Source organism: Mesorhizobium sp. P3_A2 (assembly GCF_056403115.1).
Window position 1 is genome coordinate 1 of the sequence record NZ_JBFUGC010000051.1, and the last position, 698, is coordinate 698.

Here is a 698-nt window from a genome sequence, read left to right on the forward strand (position 1 = left end):
ACAGCCTGTTCGAGAACCTCGCCGTCTCGCTCACCGACCAGGACGGCCAGAACGCCACAGGCACCCTGTCCGTCAACATCGTCGATGACGTGCCGACGGCGGTCGCCGACATCGACAGCATCGGGGCCGGCCTGTTCGGCCCGGCCACCGGCAATGTGCTGGTTGGCGGAACCGATGCCCTCGACGGCAACGCGACCGACGGGGTTGCCGACACCAGGGGCGCCGACGGCGCTGCCGTGGTCGGCGTCGCCGCTGGCGACACCAATGCCGCCCTCGACAATACCGCGACGCTGGGCATCCAGATCCAGGGCGCCTACGGCAAGCTGACGCTGGCCGCCGACGGCACCTACACCTATACCCGCGATGCCGGCTCGGCCGGCGGCCATGACGACGTCTTCACCTACACCATCAAGGACGGCGACGGCGACACCTCGCACACCACGCTGACCATCTCGATCGGCAACTCGCCGCCGGTGATCACCGACCTGACGCCGGCTGCCAACGGCGGCGACGTCACCGTCAACGAGGATGACCTCCTGGCCAGCCGCGGTGTTGGCGAATCGGCCGGCTCCGACACCTCGAAGGAAAGCACCACCCAGGGCGGCACCTTCACCATCTCCTCGCCCGACGGTATCGCCTCGCTGACCATCGACGGCCACGCCTTCATCACCAACGGCGTGTTCACCGCCAGCTCCTTC

1 protein-coding gene is annotated in these 698 nt (G+C 68.3%); it reads left to right on the forward strand.

The annotated features are described in order from the left end of the window. On the forward strand, positions 1–698 hold a 698-nt coding region (locus AC1DXM_RS31945; protein ID WP_477239545.1), incomplete at both ends, for an Ig-like domain-containing protein.